Origin of the sequence: Kosakonia sp. SMBL-WEM22, from assembly GCF_014490785.1 — a bacterium.
Lineage (GTDB): Bacteria > Pseudomonadota > Gammaproteobacteria > Enterobacterales > Enterobacteriaceae > Kosakonia.
Genome location: NZ_CP051488.1, coordinates 1,751,328 through 1,775,222, shown reverse-complemented (window position 1 = coordinate 1,775,222; position 23,895 = coordinate 1,751,328). Strand labels below are relative to the sequence as shown.

Annotated in this window: 19 protein-coding genes and 1 pseudogene; 12 read left to right on the top strand and 8 right to left on the bottom strand. The window is 56.3% G+C overall.

Features of this window, described 5'->3' with window-relative positions; translation table 11 throughout:
• Window positions 1–79 precede the first annotated feature (79 nt).
• The 5 genes and pseudogenes from cydD (at window position 80) to infA (ending at window position 4,880) form a co-directional block, all read left to right on the top strand.
• The gene (gene cydD / locus HF650_RS08445; RefSeq protein ID WP_187801964.1) at window positions 80–1,846 is read left to right on the top strand and encodes a cysteine/glutathione ABC transporter permease/ATP-binding protein CydD; all 1,767 of its coding nucleotides are present in this window, start codon (window positions 80–82) and stop codon (window positions 1,844–1,846) included.
• Window positions 1,847–3,568 carry a cysteine/glutathione ABC transporter ATP-binding protein/permease CydC gene (cydC, locus tag HF650_RS08440; protein WP_187801963.1) on the top strand — a complete coding sequence of 574 codons (1,722 nt, stop codon included), beginning with the start codon at window positions 1,847–1,849 and terminating at the stop codon, window positions 3,566–3,568.
• Window positions 3,569–3,670: 102 nt separating this feature from the next.
• Complete coding sequence (gene aat / locus HF650_RS08435) at window positions 3,671–4,372, top strand: leucyl/phenylalanyl-tRNA--protein transferase (protein ID WP_187801962.1); 702 nt, start codon at window positions 3,671–3,673, stop codon at window positions 4,370–4,372.
• 185 nt (window positions 4,373–4,557) lie between these two features.
• Window positions 4,558–4,734 (top strand): annotated as a pseudogene (locus HF650_RS25240) (hypothetical protein); the annotation flags it as partial.
• Window positions 4,662–4,880 carry a translation initiation factor IF-1 gene (infA, locus tag HF650_RS08430; RefSeq protein ID WP_001040187.1) on the top strand — a complete coding sequence of 73 codons (219 nt, stop codon included), beginning with the start codon at window positions 4,662–4,664 and terminating at the stop codon, window positions 4,878–4,880. The pseudogene HF650_RS25240 and the gene infA, both read left to right, overlap by 73 nt.
• Before the next feature lie 611 nt (window positions 4,881–5,491).
• On the opposite strand, the gene clpA is transcribed toward infA, so the two are convergent.
• From clpA to HF650_RS08415, 3 genes are all read right to left on the bottom strand, one after another.
• Window positions 5,492–7,780 carry an ATP-dependent Clp protease ATP-binding subunit ClpA gene (clpA, locus tag HF650_RS08425; RefSeq protein ID WP_187801961.1) on the bottom strand — a complete coding sequence of 763 codons (2,289 nt, stop codon included), beginning with the start codon at window positions 7,778–7,780 and terminating at the stop codon, window positions 5,492–5,494.
• A 31-nt stretch (window positions 7,781–7,811) separates the two neighbouring features.
• On the bottom strand, window positions 7,812–8,132 hold the full coding sequence (gene clpS / locus HF650_RS08420) for an ATP-dependent Clp protease adapter ClpS (RefSeq protein ID WP_187801960.1): 321 nt from the start codon (window positions 8,130–8,132) through the stop codon (window positions 7,812–7,814).
• A 331-nt stretch (window positions 8,133–8,463) separates the two neighbouring features.
• Window positions 8,464–9,723, bottom strand: a complete 1,260-nt coding sequence (locus tag HF650_RS08415) for a lipase (RefSeq protein WP_187801959.1) — start codon at window positions 9,721–9,723, stop codon at window positions 8,464–8,466.
• A gap of 470 nt (window positions 9,724–10,193) precedes the next feature.
• Between HF650_RS08415 and cspD the strand changes: the two genes are divergently transcribed.
• The gene (cspD, locus tag HF650_RS08410; protein ID WP_187801958.1) at window positions 10,194–10,415 is read left to right on the top strand and encodes a cold shock-like protein CspD; all 222 of its coding nucleotides are present in this window, start codon (window positions 10,194–10,196) and stop codon (window positions 10,413–10,415) included.
• 67 nt (window positions 10,416–10,482) lie between these two features.
• On the opposite strand, the gene macB is transcribed toward cspD, so the two are convergent.
• Both macB and macA read right to left on the bottom strand, forming a co-directional pair.
• Window positions 10,483–12,429 (bottom strand): macrolide ABC transporter ATP-binding protein/permease MacB, encoded by a 1,947-nt coding sequence (gene macB / locus HF650_RS08405; protein WP_187801957.1) that lies wholly within the window; start codon window positions 12,427–12,429, stop codon window positions 10,483–10,485.
• The gene (macA, locus tag HF650_RS08400; RefSeq protein ID WP_187801956.1) at window positions 12,426–13,541 is read right to left on the bottom strand and encodes a macrolide transporter subunit MacA; all 1,116 of its coding nucleotides are present in this window, start codon (window positions 13,539–13,541) and stop codon (window positions 12,426–12,428) included. Before macA ends, macB begins: the two co-directional genes overlap by 4 nt.
• A gap of 159 nt (window positions 13,542–13,700) precedes the next feature.
• Here macA and HF650_RS08395 point away from each other — a divergent pair, with 159 nt between their 5' ends.
• The gene (locus tag HF650_RS08395) at window positions 13,701–14,657 is read left to right on the top strand and encodes a VirK/YbjX family protein (protein ID WP_187801955.1); all 957 of its coding nucleotides are present in this window, start codon (window positions 13,701–13,703) and stop codon (window positions 14,655–14,657) included.
• Here the strand turns inward: HF650_RS08395 and HF650_RS08390 are convergent.
• Window positions 14,654–16,312 (bottom strand): ATP-dependent endonuclease, encoded by a 1,659-nt coding sequence (locus tag HF650_RS08390; protein WP_187801954.1) that lies wholly within the window; start codon window positions 16,310–16,312, stop codon window positions 14,654–14,656. The genes HF650_RS08395 and HF650_RS08390 overlap by 4 nt on opposite strands.
• A gap of 169 nt (window positions 16,313–16,481) precedes the next feature.
• On the opposite strand from HF650_RS08390, the gene HF650_RS08385 reads away from it, so the two are divergent.
• The 3 genes from HF650_RS08385 (at window position 16,482) to hcr (ending at window position 20,156) form a co-directional block, all read left to right on the top strand.
• Window positions 16,482–17,381, top strand: a complete 900-nt coding sequence (locus tag HF650_RS08385) for a lysine exporter LysO family protein (RefSeq protein ID WP_187801953.1) — start codon at window positions 16,482–16,484, stop codon at window positions 17,379–17,381.
• A 143-nt stretch (window positions 17,382–17,524) separates the two neighbouring features.
• The gene (hcp, locus tag HF650_RS08380) at window positions 17,525–19,177 is read left to right on the top strand and encodes a hydroxylamine reductase (RefSeq protein ID WP_187801952.1); all 1,653 of its coding nucleotides are present in this window, start codon (window positions 17,525–17,527) and stop codon (window positions 19,175–19,177) included.
• 10 nt (window positions 19,178–19,187) lie between these two features.
• The gene (hcr, locus tag HF650_RS08375) at window positions 19,188–20,156 is read left to right on the top strand and encodes an NADH oxidoreductase (protein WP_187801951.1); all 969 of its coding nucleotides are present in this window, start codon (window positions 19,188–19,190) and stop codon (window positions 20,154–20,156) included.
• An 83-nt stretch (window positions 20,157–20,239) separates the two neighbouring features.
• Here hcr and HF650_RS08370 read toward each other — a convergent pair whose 3' ends face one another.
• Together HF650_RS08370 and HF650_RS08365 are read right to left on the bottom strand one after the other, a co-directional pair.
• The gene (locus HF650_RS08370) at window positions 20,240–20,491 is read right to left on the bottom strand and encodes a hypothetical protein (protein ID WP_187801950.1); all 252 of its coding nucleotides are present in this window, start codon (window positions 20,489–20,491) and stop codon (window positions 20,240–20,242) included.
• Between the two features lie 59 nt (window positions 20,492–20,550).
• Window positions 20,551–20,979, bottom strand: coding sequence for a DoxX family protein (locus HF650_RS08365; RefSeq protein WP_187801949.1), 429 nt, complete (start codon window positions 20,977–20,979; stop codon window positions 20,551–20,553).
• Window positions 20,980–21,131: 152 nt separating this feature from the next.
• Between HF650_RS08365 and poxB the strand changes: the two genes are divergently transcribed.
• Window positions 21,132–22,850: a ubiquinone-dependent pyruvate dehydrogenase gene (gene poxB / locus HF650_RS08360; RefSeq protein WP_187801948.1), complete on the top strand. Its 1,719-nt coding sequence runs from the start codon at window positions 21,132–21,134 to the stop codon at window positions 22,848–22,850.
• Between the two features lie 38 nt (window positions 22,851–22,888).
• On the top strand, window positions 22,889–23,887 hold the full coding sequence (ltaE, locus tag HF650_RS08355) for a low-specificity L-threonine aldolase (RefSeq protein ID WP_187801947.1): 999 nt from the start codon (window positions 22,889–22,891) through the stop codon (window positions 23,885–23,887).
• Window positions 23,888–23,895: the final 8 nt, after the last annotated feature.

Here is a 23,895-nt window from a genome sequence, read left to right as displayed (position 1 = left end):
CATTAAGTCGCCTTTATTTTTGCACCGTTGTAACATTGCGCAGGCTAAAAATCCGATAACTTCACCTGCAAAGCGCGCAATGAATAAAACCCGTCAGCAAGAACTCACTCGCTGGTTAAAACAGCAAAGCATTATCTCCCGTCGTTGGTTGACGCTCTCCCGCCTGCTTGGCGTAGTCAGCGGCGTCCTGATCGTCGCGCAAGCGTGGCTACTCGCCAGCATTCTCAACCATATGATTATCGAGCACATTCCTCGCGAGGCAATGCTGCTGCCCTTCGCGCTGCTGGTGCTGGTCTTTATTCTGCGCAGTTGGGTAGTCTGGCTGCGCGAGCGGGTAGGATTTCATGCCGGCGTGCAGATCCGCTTCGTAATACGCCGTTTGGTGCTGGACCGCCTACAGCAGGCCGGACCGGCGTGGATACAGGGGAAACCCGCCGGCAGTTGGGCGACGCTTATCCTTGAGCAAATCGATGATATGCATGACTTTTACGCCCGCTATCTGCCGCAAATGGCGCTGGCAGCGAGCGTACCGCTGTTGATTGTTATCACCCTTTTGCCGATTAACTGGGCTGCGGCGCTGATCCTGCTGGGCACCGCACCGCTGATCCCGCTGTTTATGGCGATGGTCGGTATGGGCGCAGCCGATGCCAACCGCCGCAACTTTAAAGCGCTGGCGCGCCTGAGCGGCCACTTCCTTGATCGCTTGCGCGGCATGGAGACGCTGCGCATTTTTGGCCGTGGCGAAGCGGAAACGGAAAGCATCCGCCGCGCGTCGCAGGATTTTCGTAGCCGCACGATGGAAGTGCTGCGCCTGGCGTTTCTCTCTTCCGGCGTACTTGAGTTTTTCGCCTCTCTCTCCATTGCGCTGGTCGCCGTTTACTTTGGCTTCTCCTATCTGGGCGAACTCAATTTCGGTCATTACGGCACTGGCGTCACGCTGTTTGCCGGCTTCCTGGCGCTGGTGCTGGCACCGGAGTTTTTCCAGCCGCTGCGCGATCTCGGCACCTTTTACCACGCGAAAGCGCAGGCAGTAGGCGCAGCGGATAGTCTGAAAACCTTTATGGAAGCGCCCCTCGCCCATCCGCAACGCGGCGATATCACGCTCAACGCGGGTGAACCTGTCACCCTGACGGCAGAGGATCTGATCGTTAAATCGCCAGAAGGCGTAGTGCTGGCCGGGCCACTCACCTTTACCCTCTCTTCCAAAGAGCGGGTAGTGGTGGTCGGGCGCAGCGGATCGGGGAAAAGCTCGCTGATTAACGCGCTGTCAGGATTTCTGCCTTATGAAGGCTCGCTGCGTGTTAACGGCGTTGAATTGAGCGCCCTCGATCCTGATAGTTGGCGCAACGCGATAAGCTGGGTCGGTCAAAACCCACAGCTGCCCGCAGCCACCCTGCGCGAGAATGTACTGTTATCATGCCCGGATGCCAGCGAAGCGGCACTACAGGCCGCGCTGGACAAGGCCTGGGTGAGCGAGTTTCTGCCGCTGTTACCGGAAGGGCTGGAGACGCAGCCTGGCGATCAGGCGGTCCGGCTCTCCGTCGGCCAGGCGCAGCGTGTTGCCGTCGCCCGCGCCATGCTCTCCTCATGTCAGCTATTGCTGTTGGATGAACCCTCTGCCAGCCTTGATGCTCAAAGCGAGCAGCGCGTGATGCAGGCGTTAACCGCCGCTTCCCATCAGCAGACGACACTGATGGTGACCCACCAGCTGGAAAACCTCGCCGAGTGGGACGCCGTTTGGGTGATGCAGGAGGGGCGTATTGTTGAACAGGGCAGCTATGGCGAGCTTGCTGCCGCCGGAGGCGTGTTTGCCGCGCTGCTGGCACACCGTCAGGAGGAGATTTAAATGCGCGCCTTGCTGCCTTATCTCGCATTATATAAACGCCATAAATGGATGCTGACGCTGGGCGTGGTGCTGGCGGTCGTTACGTTGCTGGCGAGTATTGGGCTGTTAACGCTTTCCGGCTGGTTCCTCTCGGCATCAGCAGTAGTTGGCGTTGCCGGGCTGTACAGTTTTAACTATATGCTGCCCGCCGCCGGTGTGCGCGGGGCGGCGATCACCCGTACCGCCGGGCGCTATTTCGAGCGGCTGGTCAGCCATGATGCCACCTTCCGCGTGCTGGAACATCTGCGCGTCACTACCTTCAGCAAGCTGCTACCCCTTTCCCCCGCCGGACTGGCGCGTTTTCGTCAGGGTGATGTGCTAAACCGCGTGGTTGCCGATGTCGATACGCTTGATCACCTCTATCTGCGCGTCATTTCGCCGCTGGTGGGCGCGCTGGTGGTGATTATTGTGGTGCTGGTCGGCCTGAGCGTCCTTGATCTTTCGCTGGCGTTGACGTTGAGCGGCATTATGCTGGCAACGCTGCTTATTCTGCCGCCCCTCTTCTATCGCGCCGGCAAAGCGACGGGTGAAAATCTTACCGCGCTGCGCGGGCTGTATCGCCAGCAATTGACCAGCTGGTTACAGGGGCAGGCAGAGCTCACCATTTTTGGTGCCAGCCAGCGTTACCGCGAGCAGCTGGAAAATACCGAATTAAACTGGCACGAGGCGCAGCGTCGCCAGTCTGATTTGAGCGCAGTGTCGCAGGCGCTGATGCTGACAATCAGCGGCGCAGCGGTAGTTGTCATGCTGTGGTTCGCCTCCGGTGATGTCGGCGGTAATACCGAGCCCGGCGCGCTGATCGCTCTCTTTGTCTTCTGTGCGCTGGCGGCATTCGAAGCGCTCGCTCCGGTGACCGGCGCGTTCCAGCATCTTGGGCAAGTTATCGCCTCTGCTAAGCGGGTGACGCAGCTTACCGATTGTCAGCCGGAAGTGACTTTTCCGGCAACGCGCACAACCGTGCCGCAGCAGGTTAGCGTGGCGCTTGCCGACGTCTCATTTAGCTATCCGGGACAACCGCAGCGGGCGCTGGATAATCTCAGCGTGTCAATTGCTGCAGGCGAACATGTCGCCATTTTAGGCCGCACAGGCTGTGGTAAATCGACGTTTTTGCAACTGCTTACGCGAGCATGGGACCCGCAGCAGGGCGAGATTCATTTACAGGATCGTCCATTACGCTCGTATGCCGAGGCCGATCTGCGCGCTCTCATCACCATGGTGCCGCAGCGCGTCCATCTCTTCAGCGCTACGCTGCGCGATAACTTACTGCTGGCCTCACCACAGGCAAGCGATGAGTTGCTGAGCGCGACGCTTCAACGCGTGGGGCTGGAGAAGCTGCTGGATGAGAATGGCCTTAACGCCTGGCTCGGTGAAGGTGGGCGTCAGCTCTCCGGCGGTGAACTGCGTCGCCTGGCGATTGCCCGCGCACTGTTGCATGATGCTCCACTGGTGTTGCTGGATGAGCCAACCGAAGGGCTCGACGCCTCGACGGAGAATCAAATCCTTGATCTTATTAATGAAGCGATGAAAGGTAAAACCCTGCTAATGGTCACGCATCGTCTGCGCGGGCTGGTAAATTACGATCGGATAATTGTAATGGACAACGCGCAAATAATTGAGCAAGGTAATCACGCAGCGTTAATGGCGAAACAGGGGCGGTACTACCAGTTTAAGCAGCGTCTGTAGCGGTTCGACTCATTTTCGCTCTCGCATTTCCGACACTGAAGCGAGGGCGAAAAATGACGATATTAACAGAAGTCACTTGTCGCATTGTGGAGCGTTGCGGTCATGCGCCTGGTTCAGCTTTCTCGTCACTCTATTGCTTTTCCTTCGCCGGAAGCGGCGCTGCGCGAACCCAACGGCCTGCTGGCGCTCGGTGGCGACCTAAGCCCGGCGCGCTTGCTGATGGCCTATCAGCGCGGGATTTTCCCGTGGTTTTCACCGGGCGATCCTATTCTCTGGTGGTCACCCGATCCGCGCGCGGTATTGTGGCCGGAGAACTTTCACGTTAGCCGCAGCATGAAGCGCTTTCATAAAACTTCCCCCTATCGCGTGACGCTGAACCATGCATTCGGCCAGGTGATTGACGGCTGTTCGGAGGATCGCGACGAAGGCACCTGGATTACGCCCGATATCGTTATGGCCTACCATCGTCTGCATGAACTGGGTCATGCGCACTCGATTGAAGTGTGGGAAGGAGATGCGCTAGTAGGTGGGATGTATGGTGTCGCGCAGGGCTCGCTTTTCTGCGGTGAGTCGATGTTCAGCCGATGCGTGAATGCCTCGAAAACTGCCCTGCTGGTCTTTAGCGAAGAGTTTGCGAGGCTTGGCGGTAAATTGATCGACTGCCAGGTGCTTAATAGCCACACCGCTTCCCTTGGCGCAGTGGAAATCCCCCGTCGCGACTATCTGCAACATCTCGAGATGCTGCGTAAAGCGCCGCTGCCTTCGCACTTTTGGGTGCCCCGGCGGCTCTTTCCGGCTCGTTGAAGAATGTTTTCGGCACATTTGTATTCAGAGTGTTATAATGGTCGCTCGTAGCAGCTTTTGCCTGTTGCCCCGCCCCATCCGGGAGTCGTTCGTATCAGGGATGCCCTTCGTTTACTTCTACCGCTCCCCTTTACGGTTGCGCTTTACTGGCGCTCTGGCTGCGGCATGCGGGGAATCGGCAAAAGCTGTTTTGCTGCGTTTTATCAGCACAAATCTTTACTTAACACACGAACTTCGGCATTATCTTGCCGATTCAAAAAATTATGGTAGTGATACCCCCGAGGATTAGATGGCCAAAGAAGACAATATTGAGATGCAGGGTACCGTTCTTGAAACGTTACCTAATACGATGTTCCGCGTAGAACTGGAAAACGGTCACGTGGTCACTGCGCATATCTCTGGTAAGATGCGTAAAAACTACATCCGTATCCTGACGGGCGATAAAGTGACTGTGGAACTGACCCCGTACGACCTGAGCAAAGGCCGCATTGTCTTCCGTAGCCGCTAAGATCTTTCGCTAGCGCAACTGCGCACCTAATTGAAAGGCCGGGTAATCCCGGCCTTTTCTGTTTCTGCTTTTGGTCACGACCAAAAACCCGCTTCAGCTATCAGTTATATTGGCAGCCGCCCCGCTCGCGGCAGGCGATCCACTCTGCTGTGCCGATATCGGGGCCTGATGCCGGATCGCGGCAAATGGGCCACCACTTGTTGCTCTCATTGCAAATGCCCGCTTTTCCTGCAAGCGGAGCAAGTAATAACAAACTTAGTAGAATGGGTGTAAAGATATGCCTCATCGTATCTCCTCCTTATAAATTAATTGCTGCATCCTTTTCATGGCAATAACCCCCTCTCAGCGCTATTGCGCAGAAAGTCACCCTACAAAAAAATCTCCTCCACGGCAATATTTTTATTAATATCAATAGATTAGCGTAAGAAGATTTGCACTTTATGCCATAGTTCGCTCTGCAGATTCGCTTTGTGGCAAGGTTTTAATGCGTCGCCATGGAGGAGACTTATGTTAATGAAGTGACAATTTTACCCTGCCATTCCCACGCGCTTATCTGACCGGCATAAAAAAACCGGGCCACGGGGCCCGGTTTGATGGGGGTAAAGCAGAGATTAATGTGCTGCTTCCGGTTTGTGCTTCTGCGCACTGTGGAAGCCATACTCCAGCTCATTCTTCTCTTTATTCAGCGTGACGATAACCTGGCCGCCATCAACCAGCGATCCGAACAGCAGCTCGTTGGCGAGCGGTTTTTTCAGGTTGTCCTGAATGACGCGCGCCATCGGTCGGGCACCCATTGCACGATCGTAGCCTTTCTCTGCCAGCCAGTCGCGTGCTTCCTGGCTGACTTCCAGCGAAACACCCTTCTGATCCAGCTGCACCTGAAGCTCGACGATGAATTTGTCGACCACCTGGTGAATCACCTCGGTAGACAAATGATCGAACCAGATGATGTTGTCCAGACGGTTGCGGAACTCCGGCGTAAAGATCTTTTTGATCTCTTCCATCGCATCGGTGCTGTTATCCTGGTGGATAAGGCCGATGGATTTACGCTCGGTTTCACGCACCCCGGCGTTGGTGGTCATCACCAGCACGACGTTGCGAAAATCGGCCTTGCGCCCGTTGTTATCGGTCAGCGTCCCGTTATCCATCACCTGCAGCAGAATGTTAAAGACATCGGGGTGTGCTTTTTCGATCTCATCCAGCAGCAGAACCGCATGTGGATGTTTGATTACCGCGTCGGTGAGCAGACCGCCTTGATCAAAGCCGACATAGCCCGGAGGCGCACCGATCAAGCGGCTCACGGTGTGGCGTTCCATGTACTCGGACATATCAAAGCGCAACAGCTCAATGCCCAGCGCTTTCGACAGCTGTACTGTCACTTCCGTTTTACCGACCCCGGTTGGGCCAGCAAACAGGAAGGAGCCAACCGGTTTATGCTCCTGACCCAGCCCTGCACGGCTCATCTTGATCGCTTCGGTTAAGGCCTCAATGGCTTTATCCTGACCGAACACCAGCATTTTCAGCCGATCGCCAAGGCTTTTCAGCGTATCGCGATCGCTCTGGGAGACGCTCTTCTCAGGAATACGCGCGATGCGGGCAACCACAGATTCAATATCTGCCACGTTGACCGTTTTCTTGCGTTTGCTGACCGGCATCAGCCGCGCCCGCGCACCAGCCTCGTCGATCACATCAATCGCTTTGTCCGGCAGGTGGCGATCATTAATATATTTCACCGCCAGCTCAACCGCAGCGCGAACCGCTTTCGCCGTGTAGCGCACATCATGGTGCGCTTCATATTTCGGCTTCAGGCCATTGATAATCTGCACCGTCTCCTCCACGGAGGGTTCAGTGATATCAATTTTCTGGAAGCGGCGCGCCAGCGCACGATCTTTTTCAAAGATATTGCTGAACTCCTGATAGGTGGTCGAACCCATCACGCGGATCTTACCACTGGAGAGCAGAGGCTTAATCAGGTTCGCGGCATCAACCTGCCCACCAGAGGCAGCACCCGCACCGATGATGGTATGGATCTCATCGATAAACAGAATGCTGTTACTGTCCTGTTCAAGCTGTTTCAGCAGCGCTTTAAAGCGTTTTTCGAAGTCGCCGCGGTATTTGGTACCTGCCAGCAGCGAGCCGATATCCAGCGAATAGATGGTGCAGTCAGCCATAATTTCCGGCACATCGCCCTGCACGATTCGCCATGCCAGGCCTTCCGCAATCGCGGTTTTACCGACGCCCGATTCCCCGACCAACAGCGGGTTGTTTTTACGGCGGCGGCATAGCACCTGAACGGCGCGTTCAAGCTCTTTGCCACGACCGATCAATGGATCGATACCACCTACGCGAGCAAGCTGATTAAGATTGGTGGTGAAGTTTTCCATACGTTCCTCCCCGCCTGCTTGCTCTTCGCTGCTCGCCTGGCTGCTACTGCTGCTGCCCGCGTCAGAGGATGGACCCGGCTCGTCTTTGCGCGTGCCGTGAGAGATAAAGTTCACCACATCAAGGCGGCTGACTTCATGTTTGCGCAGCAGGTAAGCCGCCTGCGACTCCTGCTCGCTAAAAATGGCGACCAACACGTTCGCGCCGGAGACTTCGCTGCGTCCGGAAGACTGAACGTGAAACACCGCGCGCTGCAGAACACGCTGGAAGCTGAGCGTTGGCTGCGTGTCACGCTCCTCTTCGCTCATCGGCAGGACGGGTGTGGTTTGTTCGATGAAGGCCTCGAGTTCCTGCCGCAGCGCCACCAGATCCACGGAACACGCTTCCAGCGCATCACGGGCAGATGGGTTACTGAGCAGAGCCAGTAACAAGTGCTCGACGGTCATAAACTCATGTCGGTGCTCGCGCGCTCTGGCGAAAGCCATGTTTAAACTGAGTTCCAGTTCTTGATTGAGCATAGGCACCTCCCCCAAGTTTTATTGCCTGACGTCAGGCTTTTTCCAGCGTACACAGCAACGGATGCTCGTTCTCCCTTGCATACTTGTTCACCATGGCAACTTTCGTCTCCGCGACCTCGGCGGTAAAGACACCGCAGATAGCCTTACCGTGATAGTGAACCGTTAGCATCAGTTGCGTTGCACGTTCAACATCATAAGAAAAGAACTTTTGTAGCACGTCAATAACAAATTCCATTGGCGTGTAGTCATCGTTCATTATCATCACTTTGTACATCGATGGCGGTCTGAGCGCGTCGCGCAGTTTATCTTCCGCCAATTGCTCAAAATCCAGCCAGCTATTGCTCTTGCCCATCGTTAGCGCTTCATCTTAGGTTACAGGTTCCGGCGCACGTCTAATCGGCCGATTACATGAGTTTAGATGCATTTTCAATCAGCATCAGATGTCAGGCAACTATAATGGATCGCCCTGCGTTTGAATAACAACATTAAGAGAGTGGTTATACGAAGACATCCTGCTTAGTGCACATTATATGTGTCGATTATAGGTTTTTTTGCCGATCCTTGCCATTTCGCCTATGTAAAAAGATTTCAATGTATCTTATTTTTCTATTTTTTAATTTTTTAAGATTGCCCTGAATAAAAAGACGAACCGCTGAGGGCTCGTCTTTTTATTACTGCCTGAGTTATTTATCGAGTGCCAATAATGACCTCGCAATATCGGCATAAAAAGCATTAACGTAGGCCTGCGGAATGACATCAAATCCCATAAAGTCGAGATAATCCCAATCTTCCATTACCGGGTAATAGCTCCACTGCCCTTTTTTCGGTTGGCCATCATAGGGCTTTGCATCGGCACCAAAGGGGTAGTAACTGGATACCGAATTTACCAGACCATCATTCGTCGTCCAGGTGGCGTTAATTAACGATGTTTGTGGATCGGTAATGGTTTTGCCCATATAGGTAGCTGAGGAAAGCAACAGCGGATTGGTATAGACACCGGGTATCTGGAAAGAGGTAAACGGTACACCAACGGTGGTTTTTCCGGTATGCGAGAAATAATAGACATTAGGCTTAGTCTCCAGGTAGTTCTTATTCCCGCTAACACCAACCACCGAAAGATCGTAAGAGGCAATATCCTTCGAATCCCAGATACTGCTATTGAAAATATCGCGAATATATTCAGCAAGGCTCTCATCCGTATCACGCTTTAACCCAAACTGATCGAGTTTGAAATCGTAAACAAATGAAGAGAGGGACGATACGCCGGCAATACTTGCCGCTTTGCGGACCATATCTTCAATCAGGCCAACGATCAGGTTCTTGTCCTGCGCAAACGAGCTACCATTATTTGGCGTCGCGACGGTAGACACACTGAAAACAAAGTCTTTTCCACCTTCAAAAAGCGGGGAGATCTCCGTTCCCGGGTGCGATTCATGGTAAGCACGCTCCTCTTCGCTGCCATCCTGGAGCATGTCCACCAGCTGACGGCTGGTTAACCCGCCCATGCTGTGCCCAATCAGGTGGATTTTATGGTGCTCATCCCAGTGAGGATAGATACCAGGGTAGGTTTTGCCATAGCGGGCATGATTCTCCCTGAGTGAATGGGCAGCACCATAATCAACGGTGCCCCCTTTAATGTAGTAATAGAGCTCAACCGCGCGATCCCAGTTACTGGAAACGGGGCCAACCACGGCCGCGTAGGACTCCACGCCATTGCTATTTAAATAGGTAATGGTGTCATCAAATCCACCCCAATATTTGAAACCCAGCATTTCATCTGGCCCCCAACCAATGACGCCATGAACAAAAACGAGGGGATAGTGATTTCCTTTTTGCGCAGTGTTATAGGGAGTAGCCTCAACGGATTCAGCCAGAACGGAGGAGGAATTGATAAGTGAAGCTGATACTAATAGCGCCAATGATAGTTTCGTCAAAATTTTCAATGTAACTTTTTCCTGTTTATTTACACCAACGTTGCGTCACTAATAGTACCTTTCGCACTGCTTTCCTTTTCAGCTCTTAAACTGGAGTAATATACAAGCATGCTCTCGGATAATTCATGAATTGTCGCATTCGCCTGCAAGAATAATTATTTCATTCAACTTAGGATAATTCAGGTGAATTAAAAATTATTAAATTAACTTTTTTTAATTCGCCGTAATTAAGTTTTCTATTACCTGAACCTTACCGTGGAATAGCCACATTCGAGACTTGCATCACATTTTTTCACTATAGCGTTAACTGCTTCAAAAAATTGATGCGCTGTCTCCCAGAATGCTTGCCAAATGCTTGACGCATTATACGAATTATCTAAATTGTAGAGTCGTGAGTTGGCGAGGTTTTGAACAACCCGCTGCTCCGCCACCGGTTCATTCCATCTTACTTAAATAAGTTTCACGAAGGATGTCGAAGCATGGAAACGGGTACTGTAAAGTGGTTCAACAATGCCAAAGGGTTTGGCTTCATCTGCCCCGAAGGCGGTGGTGAAGATATCTTCGCCCATTACTCCACCATTCAGATGGATGGTTACAGAACGTTAAAAGCCGGGCAGACGGTCCGGTTTGATGTACACCAGGGCCCTAAAGGCAATCATGCCAGTCTTATCGTGCCAGTAGAAATGGAAGCGATAGCCTGACACCTTTAGCTTCGTCGTGTACAGACAGAGTGCAGTGAAATGCCAGCCCGGTGGGCTGGCATTTTTATTACTCGCGCGCCAGCGCGTCCACCGGATCGAGCCGCGCGGCATTGCGCGCAGGAAGCCAGCCAAACAGCACGCCGGTAAAGGTGGAGCATAAAAAAGCAGTTAACAGCGCGACGGGCGAAAAGCCAATCTCCCAGCCGGGCAGAAAGAGCTGCAGAGTGAAGGCGATAAGCATTGACAGCATCACACCGAGCGCACCGCCGACCAGGCAGACAAAAACCGCCTCGATCAGAAACTGTGACAGCACGTCGCCCGCCCTTGCACCCACCGCCATCCTGATACCGATCTCCCGGGTACGCTCGGTGACCGACACCAGCATAATGTTCATCACGCCAATCCCGCCGACGAGGAGCGAAATCACCGCTACCAGCGTCAGAAAGAGCTGCAGTGTGCGCGTGGTCTTCTCCGCGGTTTTCAGCACCCCGTCCATGTTCCAGACGAAGAAATCCTTTTTACCATGACGAAGGTTTAGCAGTTGCGTCAGCTGCTGCTCGGCTTGTTCGCTGCTGTAGCCCTCATTTACGCGCACGGTGATAGAGTTAAGCCACGACTGGCCCATAATCCGCCCGGCAATAGTGCTGTAAGGCAGCCAGACGCGCAGGATCTTGCTGCTGCCAAACATTGATTGCTTCTCTTCCGCCACGCCAATCACCGTCGCGGGCATATTACCAACCAGAATGACTTCGCCCACCACGCTGGCTTTATCGGGGAAGAGCTGCCGCCGGGTATTGCTGTCGAGCACCACAACCTGCGCGCGCCTGCCCTGCTGCTCGGCATTAAAAGCGGTCCCTTCGCTGAAGGTCATGCCGTAGACGTTAAAATATTGCCCGCTCACGCCGTTCGCACTGGCCGCCACGTCGATATTGCCGTAACGCAGACGCAGATTTTGCGACACCGATGGCGTGGCTGAGCGCACCCAGGGCTGCTTTTGAATGGCAAGCAAATCGTCATATTTGAGCGCCTGCTGGTTTTGCGGCTCATCATCACCAAAATCTTTGCCAGGGTAGACATCAATGGTGTTGGTGCCAATGGAGCGGATATCCGCCAGCACCAGCTGTTTAGCCGCATCGCCCACCACCACAATCGATACCACCGAAGCGATACCGATAATAATGCCGAGCATGGTGAGTAGGGTACGCATCTTGTTGGCCGCCATCGCCCGCCAGGCCATGGTCAGCGCCTCCTGGAAACGGCTGGTGAACTGCCGCCAGCCGCCAACCGACGCGACAGCGCCCTCATGCTTCGCCGCAGTGGGCGCAGCGGTTTTTGCCGGTGGATTGGCAATAATCTCACCATCGCGGATCTCGATGATCCGCTCGGCCTGCGCGGCAACCTGCGGATCGTGGGTGACGATAATCACCGTGTGGCCGCGATCGCGCAGTTGATGGAGGATCGCCATCACCTCTTCGCCGGAGTGGCTGTCCAGCGCGCCGGTTGGCTCATCGGCGAGGATCACCTGCCCGCCGTTCATCAGGGCGCGGGCAATACTGACGCGCTGCTGCTGGCCGCCGGAGAGCTGCGAAGGTTGATACTCGCTGCGTTCGCCAAGCCCGAGGCGCGTCAGCAGCTCTTTGGCGCGTGCCAGCCGCGCTTTACGCTCGGTCCCGGCATAGACCGCCGGCACTTCGACATTCTGCGCGGCAGTCAGATGAGAAAGCAGGTGATAACGCTGAAAGATGAAACCAAAATGCTCGCGGCGCAGCTGCGCCAGCGCATCGCCGCTGAGTGTCGAGACATCTGTTCCCGCCACGCGATAGGTACCGTGGGTTGGTTTATCAAGACAGCCGAGAATGTTCATTAGCGTCGATTTACCGGAGCCGGAGGCACCCACAATCGCCACCATCTCGCCTGCATTAATGGTCAGCGTAATGCCTTTCAGCACCTCAACCATGCCGTCGCCTGAGGGGTAGCTGCGGCGAATCTCATTCAGTTCTAACAGGGCGGTCATTGCGCCGCGCCCTCTTGCCGCTCGCCAATCACCACTTCGTCGCCCGCATCCAGCCCTTTAACCACTACCACATCGGTATCGTTACGCGCCCCGAGGATCACCTCCCGCTCGCGCGTCTCGCCGTTGCGCAGCACTTTGACCTTATAGCGATTATCGCCAACCGGCTCGCCGAGCGCTGCCAGCGGAATGGTCAGCACGTTTTTCTGCCCGGTGAGCTGGATCTGCACCTGCGCGGTCATCTCCAGGCGCAGCACGCCCTGCGGGTTAGGGACTTCAAAACGCGCGTAGTAGAAGATGGCGTCATTTACCTTCTCTGGCGTCGGCAGAATATCTTTCAGTACCCCTTCATAGCGGGTACCCGGATCGCCCAGCACAGTGAACCACGCTTTTTGCCCTGGTTTGAGATGAATAACATCCGCTTCGGAGACCTGCGCTTTCACCAGCATGGTGCTCATGTCGGCAACCGTCAGAATGTTCGGTGCCTGCTGCATAGCAATCACCGTCTGTCCTTCCAGAGTAGTGATTTGTGTCACCTCACCATCCATTGGCGCGAGGATGCGGGTGTAATCGAGGTTGGTTTTTGCGGTATCGAGCGTCGCCTGATTACGTTTGATCTGCGCATCAATGGTGCCAATCTGCGCCTGCTTCACGGCAACATCCGTTGCCGACGTATCGAGATCCTGCCTCGACACCAGGTGGCTTTGTACCAGCTGCTGCTGACGTCCATAGGTCACCTGCGCCAGCTTCAGCTCGGCCTGCGCCTGGCGGCGCTGCGCGCGCAGCTCCATCAGCGTCGCTTCCACTTCCTTGATCTGGTTTTCCGCCTGCGCCGGATCAATGATGCCCAGCAGCTGATCTTTCTTCACCTTATCGCCGATGTTGACCGTCAGGCGTTGTAACTCACCGTTGACCTGCGCGCCGACGTCAACTTTGCGAAGCGCATCGAGTTTGCCGGTTGCCAGTACCATTTGTTGCAGCTCGCCCGGCTTAACAATCAGCGTTTGATACTGCACCACCGGCGCATTTAACTTGCTCCAGAGCCAGAAAGCCGCCAGCACAACAACGGCAATCAGCACAAACAATCCTGTCCTGCGTTTTCCCTTCAGTTTCATAAAATTTCCAGATAATCGGACATGCGATGGAGAGAGCAATTTTAACTAAACAGCGGCTCAACGAAACCTCATCTTCGCATTTTCTCCCTTATCCATTGAAGAGGCGTTGAGCCAGCACCTGATGAAATTGCCTTCTTCTTGTGAAATGTGAGTTGCACCATGTCCGTTATCGCTACTGTTTTCCAACCTCAACGGCCGCTTCCGAAAACGGCCTGGCAGCTATTCGCTTCGCTAATTACCGGCGATCTGGTGCCGGGCCCCGCCTGGGAGAAAACCTCCCATCGGCGTAAATTTCTGCTGCGCTCGCTGGCGATGCCTTTTGCCACCGCGCACTTTTTGTCACGTCTCGTTGACCAGCCGCACCTTGCCCGCAAGCTGCATATGCAGCCAGGTCTGCCGTGCCGGTTACACCGCCCCTGGCTCTCCGTCAACCTGACGCGTCAGCAGACCAGCGAAGCTATTTGCTGGCATTACGACAGCTTTAATCGCCTTCTGCCAGAAGGGATGGTTAACAGCTATCTCACCACGGCGGGCTGCACGCTGGCCCGGCTGACCGGGAAAGATGAGCAGAGTTACACCATCCGCCTCTGGTCAGATGCCGCACTGGATAAAGAGGGCGAAGCGACGCTCACTTTCTATGACGCGCTGGAGACGCCACTGGCTCGCCTCACCTTCACCGTCTGCCCCTTTAACGGTATGACCACGCTCTATATTGGCGGGCTGCAAGGGCCAAAATCCCATGTGCCGCACGAAGCGATCCAGGGCGCGACCAAAGCGTGCCACGGGCTATTCCCGAAGCGGCTGCTGGTCGAGGCGGCAATGATGCTGGCGCAGTTCCTTGAAGTGGAAGCGATCCGCGCGGTAAGCAATGAAACGCACATCTACCAGAGTTTACGTTATCGCAAGAAAAAGCTGCGCCAGCTGCATGCGGACTACAACAGCTTCTGGGCATCGCTCGGTGGCGTTGTCGATGGTCAGAGAGACTTTGTGCTGCCATTAATGATGCCGCGCAAACCGATTGAGGAGATCGCCAGCAAAAAACGCGCAGAGTATCGCCGCCGTTATGAGCTGCTCGACAGCCTACAGAGCCAGACTGCCGAACGCTGCCAGCGCTAATCGGCTCTCCCGCGCGCCAGCCACAGCACGCGGGAGAACATTTTACGCAGCAGCGGCGGGATCGCCTCCACGCCGCGCCTGCCCGCCTCCATCGCTACCTCAATCGCCAGATCCGGTTTTGAGGCGCGGTGGATCGCTTTGGTTATCACCCGGTGCGCGTTCATCGGCACATTTGCCGGCAGCTGCGCCACGCGGTGATAGACATCATCAAACCCTTCGCGGTACATAAAGTGTTCCATGTCTCGCGCCGGCAGTTCAGTTAAATGAACCCGTACCTGATCGGGATGGTTATCCAGCACGCCGCGTACGGTAGCGGCATACTTTTTCCCCGCTTCGTCGCCATCTACCAGCACATGCCACTCAATCCCCATTCGCCGGGCGAATTTGATCAGCGGCTTCAGGCCGGACTGGGCAAACTCAATCACCTTGATCCCTTCGGCATCGAAGTGGTGCCCGCACTGGCGCGCGAGGTCGTTAATCACCCAGGTTTCTGTCTCCCCTTCGACCAGCAACCAGCAGCGGGCAAAGAGCGCCGACGGGCGGTTGACGCGAATATGAAACGCGATGCGTCGCCCATCTTCTGCGCTCAGCCCGTCCGGACCGAGACGCCAGGCCGCGACGCGTGACGATTCGCGCACCAGCCGGCAGACATGCTCAACGGGCGTCAGCGACAGCAGTTCGCCGGAGTTCGTGGTGGTAATTCGCTGCAGCGGCAGCAGGTTCAGTAACTGCCAGGCGACGGAGAGCATAATCGGGTGCAGCCGCGTTTCGGGATCTTCCACCAGCAGCAGCGGACGCGCATCCCGATCGAGGCGCACAGAGCCTTTGGCCTGTAAAAGCGTGGAGAAAAAGCCCAGCAGGATCACCCGGTACATGCGTCCACCGGGCTTATCAATCATGCGGTTGATGGTGTCGAGATAGCGCCAGCTGCGCTGCTCATCATGGGAGCGGCGGCGCATCAGGCGCGGAAGCGACGTACCGCTGCCCTGCTCGGCAAAGTAGTGCTCCAGCAGTTGCACCATCGCCGACAAGCCGTGGCGGATCTGCGCATCGGTCAGGTTTTGCGGTCTTGATACCAGCTCGCGGGAGAGAAAATCGAGCTGGCGCGCGGTGCTCTCCAGCAGCGGAGTTTCCGGCGTGCCGCCGCTGCGCAGCCGCCGCATAAAGCGCGCATCGCGCAGGCGTAACACCGGCGAGAGGCGAATCAGCTGGCGCGCCCTCTCATCACTATCCGGCAGCGGCAGCAGTTCGCCTTTGGTGTCGAGAAAACCGCGCAGCGTCCTCACTTCGCCCCCGGCAGAAAGCTCCCCTTCATGGCGGTAAAAGAGACGGTAATAACCATCATCACTGGGCACCCAGCAGTCGGCCAGCGGGCGGTAGCGCCGCGTTTTATGCCGCCCGGGTTCGGATTCACGAAAAGTGAGGATAATGTGCAGGTGGTGCTCGCGTCCGTTGATATCTCCCGGCGGGAACCAGAAGTCATCGCGCACAAAATGGTAGAGATCGTTTTGCGGCGACAGCAGCAGAGTGAGCGCATCCAGCAGGCTCGATTTGCCCCATGCGTTCTCACCAATTAATACGTTGTTCTGTTCAAGCTGCAATGAGAGACGATTAATCCCCCGAAATCCCACAACCTCAACTCGCTCCAGAATCATCTCTCATCCTCCTGGTGTGCTGCCCTCTACCTGCGCCAACAGCATTGGGTAAGCGCCATTAAAATCTACAGTTGCATAAAATTGCTCACTTTTCGCAGCTTTACTCACTTTCAGCCTTTCTGTAGTGTGTCGCAGTGCATATAAATTTACGTAAGGATTCGGGCTGTTCATGTTTTCAGGATTGTTAATTATTCTTCTGCCACTGGTCGCGGGCTACCTTATTCCACTACGTCACGAGCCCGCGCTCAAACTGATCAATAAACTGCTCAGCTGGATTGTCTACGTGATCCTCTTTTTTATGGGGATCAGCCTCGCCTTCCTCGATAACCTTAGCGCTAACCTGCTGTCGATACTGCATTATTCCGCGGTCAGCGTGGTGATTATTTTACTCTGCAACGCCTGCGCGCTGCTGTGGCTAGAGCGATCCCTGCCGTGGAATCATCATCACCAGCAAGAGGTTCTGCCCTCGCGGCTGGCGATGGCACTGGAGTCGTTGCGCCTGTGCGGTGTGGTGCTGCTTGGCTTTGTGATTGGCCTGAGCGGGCTTCAATTTTTACAGCACGCGACCGAAGCGAGCGAATACACGCTGATCTTCCTGCTGCTGCTGGTCGGTATACAACTGCGCAACAGTGGCATGACCCTGAAACAGATTGTGCTTAATCGCCGCGGCATGATCATCGCAGTGGTCGTTGCCGCCAGTTCGCTGGTGGGCGGCGTAATCAATGCCCTGCTTCTCGATTTGCCGCTGAAGACTGGGCTGGCGATGGCCTCTGGCTTTGGCTGGTACTCCCTTTCCGGGATTTTGCTCACCGAATCCTTTGGCCCGGTGATTGGCAGCGCGGCGTTTTTTAACGATTTGGCGCGGGAACTGATAGCCATTATGCTCATTCCCGGGCTTATTGGCCGTAGCCGCTCCACCGCGCTGGGATTATGCGGCGCGACGTCGATGGATTTCACCCTGCCGGTGTTGCAGCGCTCGGGCGGGCTGGAGATGGTGCCCGCCGCCATTGTCCACGGATTTGTGCTCAGTCTTCTGGTGCCGCTGTTAATGGCCCTCTTCTCCGCGTGACACGCTCGGCGGTGGGTTTCCGCCGCCAAACTTGCGCTAAATCAATCTCTGCGTAGATAGCCGTTAAAAGACCTTTCACCCCTTCGCGCGCACTATTAATCTTAAACATGTATTTTAAATATAACTTTAAAGAAGGTGTGACCATGTTTTGTGTGCAATGTGAACAAACCATCCGTACCCCGGCAGGAAATGGCTGTTCTTACGCGCAGGGGATGTGCGGGAAAACCGCTGAAACCTCCGATCTCCAGGATCTGCTGATTGCCGCTCTGCAGGGGCTTTCCGCCTGGGCCTGCAAAGCGCGCGACTACGATCTGATTGACCATGAGATTGATAACTTCGCGCCGCGCGCCTTCTTCTCCACCCTCACCAACGTCAACTTCGATTCCGTGCGCATTATCGGTTATGCCCGTGAAGCGATTGCCAAACGCGAAGCGCTGAAAGCCCTCTGCCTGGCGATCGATCCGCAGGCAAAGGTAGATAACCCGATGGCGGATCTGCAACTGGTAAGCGACGATCTCGGCGCGTTGCAGCGCCAGGCAGCGGAATTTACCCCGAACAAAGATAAAGCGGCGATTGGCGAAAACATTCTTGGCCTGCGCCTGCTCTGCCTGTATGGCCTGAAAGGCGCGGCGGCCTACATGGAGCATGCCCACGTGCTCGGCCAGTACGATAATGATCTCTACGCGCGCTATCACAAAATCATGGCATGGCTCGGCACCTGGCCGGCAGATATGAACGCCCTGCTGGAGTGCGCGATGGAGATCGGCAAGATGAACTTCAGCGTGATGAGCATTCTCGACGCGGGTGAGACCAGCCTCTACGGTCACCCGACGCCAACCCAGGTCAACGTCAAAGCGGTGGCGGGCAAATGCATTCTCATTTCCGGTCACGACCTGAAAGATCTCTATAACCTGCTGCAACAGACTGAAGGCACCGGCGTAAACGTCTATACCCACGGCGAAATGTTGCCAGCGCACGGTTACCCGGAACTGCGTAAATTTAAACATCTGGTCGGTAACTACGGCAGCGGCTGGCAGAACCAGCAGGTCGAGTTCGCCCGTTTCCCCGGCCCGATTGTGATGACCTCCAACTGCATTATCGACCCGACCGTCGGTTCCTATGATGACCGCATCTGGACGCGCAGCATTGTCGGCTGGCCGGGCGTTAACCACCTTGAAGGGGACGACTTTGCCCCGGTGATCCGCCAGGCACAGCAGATGTCCGGCTTCCCGTTCAGCGAAATCGAGCATCTGATCACCGTTGGTTTTGGCCGCCAGACACTACTCGGCGCGGTCGATACACTGATCGATCTGGTGAGCCGGGAAAAACTGCGCCATCTCTTCCTGGTCGGCGGCTGCGACGGCGCACGCGGAGAGCGCAACTACTTCACCGATTTTGCCACCCAGGTGCCGGACGACTGCCTGATCCTGACGCTGGCCTGCGGCAAATACCGCTTTAACAAACTCGACTTTGGCAATATTGAAGGCCTGCCGCGTCTGGTGGATGCCGGGCAGTGTAACGACGCCTACTCAGCGATTATTCTGGCGGTAACGCTGGCCGATAAGCTCGGCTGCGGGGTTAACGATCTGCCGCTCTCGCTGGTGCTCTCCTGGTTTGAACAGAAAGCGATTGTCATTTTGCTGACCCTGCTCTCGCTGGGTGTGAAAAATATTGTCACCGGCCCTACCGCGCCGGGCTTCCTGACGCCGGATCTGCTGGCGGTGCTGAACGAGAAGTTTGGCCTGCGCCAGGTGACCACCGTTGAGCAGGATATGCAGCAGTTACTGAGCGCATAAGGAGCGAAAAATGAGCATGCCAACCCCTCAATGCCCGTGGCGGATGCAGGTGCACCATATCCGCCAGGAGACGCCGGATGTCTGGACGCTTTCGCTGCTGTGCCACGACTACTACCCCTACCGCGCCGGGCAGTATGCGCTGGTGAGTATTGGCAACAGCGCGAATACGCTGCGCGCCTATACGCTCTCCTCGACGCCGGGAGTCAGTGAATACATTACGCTGACCATTCGCCGTATTGATGAGGGTGCCGGCTCGCAGTGGCTGACACGCGAAGTTAAGCGCGGCGATTATCTCTGGCTCTCCGACGCGCAGGGGGAATTTACCTGCGATAACGAACCGAACGACAAGCTGTTGCTGCTGGCGGCAGGCTGCGGCGTAACGCCGATTATGTCGATGCGCCGCTGGCTGGCGAAGTACCGTCCGCAGGCGGATGTGCAGGTGATCTTCAGCGTGCGCTCGCCGCAAGATGTTATCTTCGCCGACGAGTGGCAAACCTACCCGGTAACGCTGGTAGCGGAGCACAACGCTACCGACGGCTTTGTGCCGGGGCGGTTAAGCCGCGAGCTGTTAAGTGCCGTGCCGGATCTCACTGCGCGTACGGTGATGACCTGCGGCCCGGCACCCTATATGGCGTGGGTTGAGCAGGAGGTGAGAGCGCTGGGCGTCACCCGTTTCTTTAAAGAGCAGTTCTTTACCCCGGTTGCCGAAGCCGCCACCAGCGGGCTGAAATTCAGCAAGCTGTCGCCGATGAAAACCTTCTATGCGCCGGTGGGCAGCACGCTGCTGGAGGCGCTGGAGAGCAATAACATGCCGGTCAACGCCGCCTGTCGCGCAGGCGTTTGTGGCTGTTGCAAAACGCAGGTCATTTCCGGGGAGTACTCAGTTAGCAGCACCATGACGCTGACTGAGAAGGAGATTGCCGAGGGGTTTGTGCTCGCCTGCTCCTGCCACCCGCAGGGGGATTTGGTTTTAGCATAAGGTGCAAGTCAACATGCCGGATGGCGCTGCGCTTATCCGGCCTACAAAACAAGCCGTTATGCCTTTGTAGGCCGGATAAGGCGTTAGCCGCCATCCGGCAAGGCAGAACATGCGTTGAACCAGTAGGCCGGATAAAGCGCCAGCCGCCATCCGGCAAGGCAGAGCATGCGTTGAACCAGTAGGTCGGATAAGGCGCCAGCCGCCATCCGGCAAGGCAGAACATGCGCTGAACCTGTAGGCCGGATAAGGCACCAGCCGCCATCCGGCAAGGCAGAGCAGGCGTTGAACCAGTAGGCCGGATAAGGCGTTAGCCGCCATCCGGCAAGGCAGAACATGCGCTGAACCTGTAGGCCGGATAAGGCGCTAGCCGCCATCCGGCATTTTTACATCACCATTACTTCCAGGCAGGCGCCACGGAATAGCGCCCTGCGCCCATAAATGCCACCGCCAGCGCACCGAGGAAGAAGTAGACAATGCTCTCAATCGCCCACGCGCCGGTCACCTCCAGCGAACCAGTTTCACCGATGCCCATCATCAGCCAGGCGACAACCATGGTAAACGCCAGCACCAGCGCCGCCGGGCGGGTAAACATACCGAGAATGATCAACACCGGGCAGAGCACCTCCCCCACCAGCACGCCGTAGGCGATAAACCCCGGCAGCCCTTTTGCCGCCAGCATCCCGGCAATGCCATCAATGCCACCAATCAGCTTATGCACACCGTGAAACAGCATCAGCCCGCCGACCGCCAGCCGCAGCAGCAAGCGCCCTAAATCCTCATGCGAAAACATCTTATTAACTGAATTTAACAATGAATTAACCATCTGAAATTATTCCTGTTTTCGTTAAATGACACCAACTTATGCCTCTTCACCGTCAAAATAAACCCCTGTTTCACTTATGGATATAATATTCCCGCCTCGTCAGCGGTTGATTGTCTAAGCTTGTAAGCGTGATCACAAAAAGGAGCCTCAAGATGAAACAGACAGTGGCCGCGTATATCGCCAAAACCCTCGAACAGGCGGGCGTAAAACGGATTTGGGGCGTCACCGGCGACTCCCTCAACGGGCTAAGCGACAGCCTGAACCGCATGGGCACCATCGACTGGATGCCCACCCGCCATGAAGAGGTCGCTGCTTTTGCCGCCGGTGCCGAAGCGCAGGTATCAGGCGAGCTGGCGGTGTGCGCCGGCTCCTGCGGGCCAGGCAACCTGCACCTGATCAATGGCCTGTTTGATTGCCACCGCAACCGCGTCCCGGTGTTGGCTATCGCCGCGCACATTCCGTCGAGCGAAATCGGCAGCGGCTATTTTCAGGAGACCCACCCGCAGGAGCTCTTCCGTGAATGCAGCCACTACTGCGAGCTGGTCTCCAACCCGGAGCAGATCCCGCAAGTGCTGGCGATTGCCATGCGCAAGGCGATCCTCAACCGCGGCGTCTCCGTCGTGGTGCTGCCCGGCGATGTTGCCCTGCAGGCAGCCCCGGAGAACGCCAGCAGCCACTGGTATCGCGCCCCGCAGCCGGTGGTGGTTCCCGCCGAGGAGGAGTTGCAAAAGCTGGCGCAGTTGCTGCGTTACTCCAGCAATGTCGCACTGATGTGCGGCAGCGGCTGTGCCGGTGCGCATAAAGAGCTGCTGGCCTTCGCCGGTAAGCTGAATGCGCCGATTGTTCACGCCCTGCGCGGTAAAGAGCACGTTGAGTATGACAACCCCTTTGATGTCGGCATGACCGGGCTGATTGGCTTCTCATCCGGCTTCCACGCCATGATGAATGCCGACACGCTGGTGCTGCTCGGCACCCAGTTCCCCTACCGCGCCTTCTACCCGAGTGATGCGAAGATCATCCAGATCGATATCAACCCGGCGAGCCTTGGCGCGCACAGTAAAGTGGATATGGCGCTGGTCGGCGATATCAAAGCGACGCTGGCAGCGCTGGTGCCGCTGCTCGAACAGAAAACGGATCGCGCCTTCCTCGATAAAGCGCTGGAGAACTACCGCGATGCACGCAAAGGCCTGGACGATTTGGCGAAGCCGAGTGACAAGGCTATCCACCCGCAATATCTGGCCCAGCGCATCAGTGATTTCGCCGATGATGACGCCATTTTCACCTGCGATGTCGGCACGCCGACTGTCTGGGCCGCGCGCTACCTGAAGATGAACGGTAAACGTCGATTGATTGGCTCTTTTAACCACGGTTCAATGGCTAACGCCATGCCGCAGGCGATTGGCGCCCAGGCCACCTTCCCGCAGCGCCAGGTGGTGGCGATGTGCGGGGATGGCGGTTTTAGCATGCTGATGGGCGATTTCCTCTCAGTGGCGCAGATGAAGCTGCCGCTGAAGATCGTCGTCTTTAATAACAGCGTGCTCGGCTTTGTGGCGATGGAGATGAAAGCAGGCGGCTATCTGACCGATGGCACCGAATTGCAGGCCACAAACTTTGCCCGCATCGCCGAAGCGTGTGGCATCACCGGCATTCGCGTAGAGAAATCCTCCGACGTTGACGAGGCGCTACAGCGTGCTTTCGCTATAGATGGGCCGGTGCTGATTGACGTCACCGTCGCCAAAGAGGAACTGGCGATGCCGCCGCAAATCAAGCTTGAGCAAGCGAAAGGCTTCAGCCTCTATATGCTGCGCGCGATCATTAACGGACGCGGCGATGAGGTGGTTGAACTGGCGAAAACCAACTGGCTCAGGTAAAACAGAGGGCATTACCCATCGCAAGATAAGGAAATGCCGTGATTGATTTACGCAGTGACACCGTGACCCGACCTGGACGCGCCATGCTGGAGGCAATGATGGCCGCCCCGGTCGGGGATGATGTCTATGGCGATGACCCAACGGTTAACGAACTTCAGGCCTACGCCGCTGAACTGAGCGGCAAAGAGGCCGCCCTCTTTTTACCCACCGGCACACAAGCTAACCTGGTCGCCCTGCTCAGCCACTGTGAACGCGGCGAAGAGTACATTGTCGGCCAGGGCGCGCATAACTATCTCTATGAAGCGGGCGGTGCGGCGGTGCTCGGCAGTATCCAGCCACAGCCAATTGATGCTGCCGCCGACGGCACGCTGCCGCTGGAAAAGGTCGCCGCCAAGATCAAAGCGGATGATATTCACTTCGCCCGCACCAAGCTGCTGAGCCTCGAAAACACCCACAACGGCAAAGTGCTGCCACGCGACTACCTGCAACAGGCCTGGGACTTCACCCGCGAGCGCGGGCTGGCGCTGCACGTCGACGGCGCGCGCATCTTTAACGCGCTGGTGGAGTATGGCTGCGACTTAAAAGCGATCGCGCAATATTGCGACTCTTTCACCATCTGCCTCTCCAAAGGTCTCGGCACGCCGGTTGGCTCGCTGCTGGTCGGTGATAAAGCCTATATCGCCCGCGCAAACCGCTGGCGCAAGATGACCGGCGGCGGCATGCGCCAGGCAGGCTTTCTTGCCGCAGCCGGGCTCTATGCGCTGAAACACAACGTTGAGCGGCTGAAAGAGGATCATGAGAACGCCGCCTGGCTGGCGACACAGCTGCGCGAACTCGGCGTCGACGTAATGCGCCACGATACCAATATGGTGTTTGTCCGCGTCGGGGATAACGCTCAGGCGCTGGGCGCGTTTATGCGCGAGCGCGGGGTGACGATCACCGCAGGCAGCGTGGTGCGGCTGGTCACGCATCTGGATGTCAGCCGCCAGCAGCTTGGCGAGGTGGTTCGCCACTGGCAGGCATTTTTGCAGCGCTAAGGAGCAGA